This window comes from Pseudomonas sp. NPDC087598 (genome assembly GCF_044743525.1).
Lineage (GTDB): Bacteria > Pseudomonadota > Gammaproteobacteria > Pseudomonadales > Pseudomonadaceae > Aquipseudomonas.
On the sequence record NZ_JBIUWQ010000121.1, the window covers coordinates 1 to 4,921 of the forward strand.

General features: G+C 58.6%; 4 protein-coding genes and 2 pseudogenes. 1 reads left to right on the forward strand and 5 read right to left on the reverse strand.

Annotated features, from left to right (window positions below; all coding sequences use genetic code 11):
* The 3 genes and pseudogenes from ACIOWE_RS29685 to xerD all read right to left on the reverse strand — a co-directional run.
* A pseudogene (locus tag ACIOWE_RS29685) lies at positions 1–161 on the reverse strand (homoserine dehydrogenase); the annotation flags it as partial.
* Positions 162–292: 131 nt separating this feature from the next.
* On the reverse strand, positions 293–1,024 hold the full coding sequence (gene dsbC, locus ACIOWE_RS29690; RefSeq protein WP_401398514.1) for a bifunctional protein-disulfide isomerase/oxidoreductase DsbC: 732 nt from the start codon (positions 1,022–1,024) through the stop codon (positions 293–295).
* A gap of 191 nt (positions 1,025–1,215) precedes the next feature.
* Positions 1,216–2,112 (reverse strand): site-specific tyrosine recombinase XerD, encoded by an 897-nt coding sequence (gene xerD, locus ACIOWE_RS29695; protein ID WP_201235077.1) that lies wholly within the window; start codon positions 2,110–2,112, stop codon positions 1,216–1,218.
* Positions 2,113–2,220: 108 nt separating this feature from the next.
* Between xerD and ACIOWE_RS29700 the strand changes: the two genes are divergently transcribed.
* On the forward strand, positions 2,221–4,029 hold the full coding sequence (locus tag ACIOWE_RS29700; RefSeq protein WP_401398516.1) for a cation:proton antiporter: 1,809 nt from the start codon (positions 2,221–2,223) through the stop codon (positions 4,027–4,029).
* Positions 4,030–4,146: 117 nt separating this feature from the next.
* Here ACIOWE_RS29700 and ACIOWE_RS29705 read toward each other — a convergent pair whose 3' ends face one another.
* Together ACIOWE_RS29705 and ACIOWE_RS29710 are read right to left on the reverse strand one after the other, a co-directional pair.
* The gene (locus ACIOWE_RS29705; protein WP_201235079.1) at positions 4,147–4,560 is read right to left on the reverse strand and encodes an acyl-CoA thioesterase; all 414 of its coding nucleotides are present in this window, start codon (positions 4,558–4,560) and stop codon (positions 4,147–4,149) included.
* A 148-nt stretch (positions 4,561–4,708) separates the two neighbouring features.
* A pseudogene (locus ACIOWE_RS29710) lies at positions 4,709–4,849 on the reverse strand (50S ribosomal protein L19); the annotation flags it as partial.
* Positions 4,850–4,921: the final 72 nt, after the last annotated feature.

Below are 4,921 nucleotides of genomic sequence, written 5' to 3' on the forward strand. Positions count from 1 at the left end.
GTCGTCTGGAACGGAGGCTTTGGCGTGCGCATGGCAATTTGTGCAACTTCGATCCCACGCCCGGCACGACGAGCAATTTCCTCGGCGTTGCGCTGAAGTACGTTGAAGGTACCGCCACCGACGGTCCCTAACCCACAGATGCCTACTTTGACCGGATTCACTGTGAACTCCCCATAAAACGGCCGACGCAGGGTCGGCCGGAAAACAACCGCGTGCTCGCGGTTCTCTATTAATGGCCCGGCGCTGTTGCCACCGGACCATGATCGTCAAAGGCTGACCGTGACGATGCGAATTACTTCGCGCCCAGCGCCAGTTTGGCGACTTGTGGCGCAGGCTGGTAGCCCGGAATGACTTGTCCGTCGGCCAAAACGATGGCCGGTGTGCCGTTCACGCCGATGGACTGACCGAGGGCGAACTGCCTGGAAACCGGGTTATCGCACTTGGCGGCCTTGATTTCCTTGCCATCGACCATTTTGTCCATGGCGGCTTTCTTGTCTTTCGAGCACCACACTGCTTGCAGTTGCTCGTCACCCGGTGAGCCGAGGCCCTGACGCGGGAACGCTACATAGCGCACTTCAATGCCGCGCTTGTTCAGCTCAGGCACTTCGGCGTGCAGTTTGTGGCAGTACGGGCAGGTGGTGTCGGTGAACACGGTGATGAACGATTTGGTCTCGCCCACGGCCGGGTAGACCACAGTTTCGGCCACCGGGATGGCGTTGATCAGTTTGGAGATGCCGACGCGCTCGGCTTTCTCGGTCAGGTTGACCGGTTTGCCGTCCTTGAGCTGGAACAGATAGCCCTGAACGATGTACTGGCCGTCGGCGCTGGCGTACAGCACGCGGCTGCCCTTGAGCTTGACTTCGTACATGCCCGGCAACGGGCTGGCGCTGATGCTTTCTACCGGAACCTCGAGTTCGAGTTTTTCCAGGCTTTGACGAATCGCTTTGTCGGCCGCGTCATCGGCGACGGCAAAGGTGCTGACCAACGCAATGGCTGCGGCGGCGAAAATCTGGGTCAGACGCATGAGAACTCCTGAAGGCGGACAAATGGATCGGTCAGAACGCCCGTGGGGAAACACCGGGTCATAACCGTCCATCGTGCAAACCGGCAAAGCCTAACACATAAGGTGACGGTGGCCGAATGCGCCTGACACAAGACACTCAACGCCAGCTCGCACACATTATTGTGGTCAGCATTCCAACAATGGTGGATGTTTTAGCCACGCGGGTGGTGTTTGGCGTGCAGGTCCTGCAAGCGGGCGCGGGCGACATGGGTGTAGATCTGCGTCGTGGAGAGGTCACTGTGCCCGAGCAGCATTTGCACCACGCGCAGGTCGGCGCCATGGTTGAGCAGGTGCGTGGCAAACGCATGGCGCAAGGTATGCGGCGACAGCGACTTGCCGATCCCGGCGACCTTGGCCTGGTGCTTGATGCGGTGCCAGAAGGTCTGGCGAGTCATCTGCTCGCCACGCTGGCTGGGGAACAGTACATCGCTGGGGCGCCCGCCGAGCAGTTCGCCACGGCCATCGCGCATATAGCGCTCGATCCAGACAATCGCCTCCTCGCCCATCGGCACCAGACGCTCCTTGCTGCCCTTGCCCATCACCCGCAAAACGCCCTGACGCAGGTTGACCTGCTCCAGAGTCAGGCTGATCAGTTCGGTCACCCGCAAGCCGCAGGCATACAACACTTCGAGCATGGCACGGTCACGCTGGCCGATGGCTTCGCTCAGATCGGGCGCTTTCAGCAAAGCTTCAACGTCCGCTTCCGATAGGGATTTGGGCAGTGGCCGACCCAGTTGCGGCATGTCGACACGCAATGTCGGGTCGACACTGATCAGCTTTTCCCGCAGCAGATAGCGATAAAACCCACGCACACCAGAGAGAAATCTCGCGGTGGAACGTGGTTTGTAGTTCTGCTCCAAACGCCAGGCCAGATGATCGAGGATCAACTCGCGGCCGGCGTTGGCCAGCTCGAGGTTTTTCTCCTGCAACCAGCCATTGAACAGGGCCAGATCGCTGCGATAAGCGTCGCGGGTGTTGTCGGACAGGCCTTTTTCCAGCCACAGGGCGTCGAGGAATTGGTCAATCAGCGGATGGTCGATGGCAGGCATGGGCGCTCAAGACACGCAGGCGCAGGCTCTGCGCGCAAATAAAGAGTGAACGGTTGAAATGGCCGCTAGTCTTTCATAGCCCGCTATTTCAAGGAACAGGGAGCATCAATGAACGAACAGCAAATCCTCTTGGCATTTGGCGGGATTGGCGTGGCAGCACTGGGTTGTCAGTGGTTGGCCTGGCGCCTGAAACTGCCAGCGATTCTGTTTCTGTTGTTGACCGGCATTCTGGTCGGCCCGGTACTGGGCTGGCTCGACCCACAGGAAATGTTCGGGCCGTTGCTGATGCCGCTGGTATCGCTGGCAGTGGCGCTGATTCTGTTCGAAGGTAGCCTGACGCTGCACCTGTCGGAATGGAAGGAGATTGGCAGCGTGGTGCATCGGCTGGTGACGATTGGCGCGATTTCCACCTGGATCGTCATCGCGGTCGCCACGCATTATTTGCTCGGATTTGACTGGATGCTGGCCATCCTCTTCGGCAGTCTGACGCTGGTGACCGGCCCGACAGTGATCGTGCCGATGCTGCGGGTGGTGCGGCCGAAAGCCTCGATCGCCAATATTCTGCGCTGGGAAGGCATTGTCATTGACCCGATCGGCGCCCTCCTCGCCGTCGTGGTTTATAGCTTCATCATTGCCAGCGCTGAGGGTCATGGTCTCAAACAGAGTCTGTTCACCTTCGGCGGTGTAATTCTGTGCGGCAGTGTCTTCGGCATCGCTGGCGGCTGGTTGCTAGGCACGATCATTCGGCGCCAGTGGCTGCCGGAATACCTGCATAACCTCGCCTCGCTGGCGGCGGTGCTGGGGATTTTCATTGCCTCCAACGAGGTCATGCATGAGTCCGGCCTGCTGGCGGTGACGCTGATGGGCATGTGGCTGGCCAACATGAAAGGCGTGGATGTGCGGCACATCCTGCACTTCAAGGAAAACCTCAGTGTCTTGCTGATTTCCGGTTTGTTCATTCTGTTGGCGGCTCGCCTGGACTTGAACGCCTTGATTGGGCTAGGTCCGCTGGTGCTGATTTTGCTGCTGGTGATTCAATTGATCGCCCGGCCGCTGAACGTGGTGCTGAGCACGGCGGGCTCCAGCCTGAGCTGGCGTGAGCGTGCTTTGCTGTGCTGGATAGCACCGCGAGGGATTGTCGCGGCGGCGGTGTCGGCGATTTTCGCCATTCGCCTGGATGAAGCCGGCCATGAAGGTGCGCTGCTGCTGGTGCCACTGACCTTTGCGGTGATCATCGGTACGGTGGTGCTGCAAAGCGCGACTGCACGACCGTTGGCGCGACTGCTGAAGGTCGCGGAGCCTGCGCCCAGCGGCTTTCTGATCGTCGGCGCCAACGGTCCGGCGCGAGAGCTGGGCAAGTCGCTGCAACAACTGGGCAGCCGCGTGCTGCTGACTGATTCGAGCTGGGAAAACATTCGTGCGGCGCGTATGGAAGGGCTACCAACCTACTTCGGCAATCCTGCTTCGCAGCATGCCGATGCGCATCTGGATCTGGTCGGGCTGGGGCATCTGCTGGCGCTGTCGCCATCGGGTGAGTTGAACACATTGGCGGCAATGCGCTTTCGTCATGACTTCGGGCATCAACGTTTGTTTGGTTTGGCAAGCGGTCATGAAAGCCGCCGCAGCGACAAACACCGCGCGAGCCTTGAGCATCGAGGCAATCAGTTAGGCAGCGACGCATTCACTTACGCGAAGCTGGCCAGCCAGATGGGCCAGGGTGCCGAGTTGTACAGCACGACATTGACGGATGGTTTTGGCTGGGAGGATTACCGGGCGTTGCATGGCAATCGGGCGACCCTGCTGTTCATGCGCGATGACAGTGGCTGGGTGCATGTGGTGACGCCGGAGACTACGTTGAAGCCCGGATCGGGGTGGACGTTGCTGGCGTTGATTCTGCCTGAGATTTCCAGCGCCTGACAGGACGATTCGCGAGCAGGCTCGCTCCCACAGTGATCGGGGTGAACACAACATTTGTGTCCGGCACAAAACGTGTGGGAGCGAGCCTGCTCGCGAAGGGCGCTACCCGGATTCAGATCAGGCAGAGAACCCGGGTAGCACCGGCACCGGTCGCTTGTCATCATCGATAGCAACAAAGCTGAACTGACCGTGGATCGCCTTCTCCCGGCCATCACAGCTCATGCTTTCAACAAACACTTCCACCTCAACCTTGAGGCTGGTATTGCCGACCTTGATCACTTTCCCCACCAGCTCGACGATCGAGCCAGCCGGGATGGCGTGGTTGAAGTCGATGCGATCAGTCGAAACCGTCACCAATGGCAAACGGCAAAAACGCGTGGCGGTGATGAACGACACTTCGTCCATCCACGCCAGCGCAGTGCCGCCAAACAGGGTGTTGTGGTGGTTAGTGGTCGGCGGGAAAACGGCTTTGGTTACGCGGGTCACCGAGAGTTCAGTGCGGCGCTCGATTTCCTGGTCACGGGTAGACATGAGAGATGACTCGTAAAGAGCAGACAGCAAATCGAAAACAAGATCAAAAGATCGCAGCCTTCGGCAGCTCCTACAGGATAAGGGCAGTTAATTTCAGGCAACAAAAAAGCAGCCCGTAGGCTGCTTTTTTCTGCATCGGAAGCTGGACTTAAGCCAGTTTTTCCTTGATGCGAGCTGCTTTACCCGACAGGTCGCGCAGGTAGTACAGCTTGGCTTTACGTACGTCACCGCGACGTTTAACAGCCATGCTGTCGATCTGCGGGGAGTAGGTCTGGAAAGTACGCTCTAATCAAACAAGTTTGGATTTTTTAAGTTCTGTTATCGATTTTTTCAAGGAGATGTTTTTTTTGGTGTTTTGATT

Excerpts from the sequence above, each read along its gene's own strand:
- ACIOWE_RS29705 (WP_201235079.1), bottom strand. The coding sequence starts at position 4,560 with ATGTCTACCCGTGACCAGGAAATCGAGCGCCGCACTGAACTCTCGGTG.
- dsbC (WP_401398514.1), bottom strand. The coding sequence starts at position 1,024 with ATGCGTCTGACCCAGATTTTCGCCGCCGCAGCCATTGCGTTGGTCAGC.
- xerD (WP_201235077.1), bottom strand. The coding sequence starts at position 2,112 with ATGCCTGCCATCGACCATCCGCTGATTGACCAATTCCTCGACGCCCTG.
- ACIOWE_RS29700 (WP_401398516.1), top strand. The coding sequence starts at position 2,221 with ATGAACGAACAGCAAATCCTCTTGGCATTTGGCGGGATTGGCGTGGCA.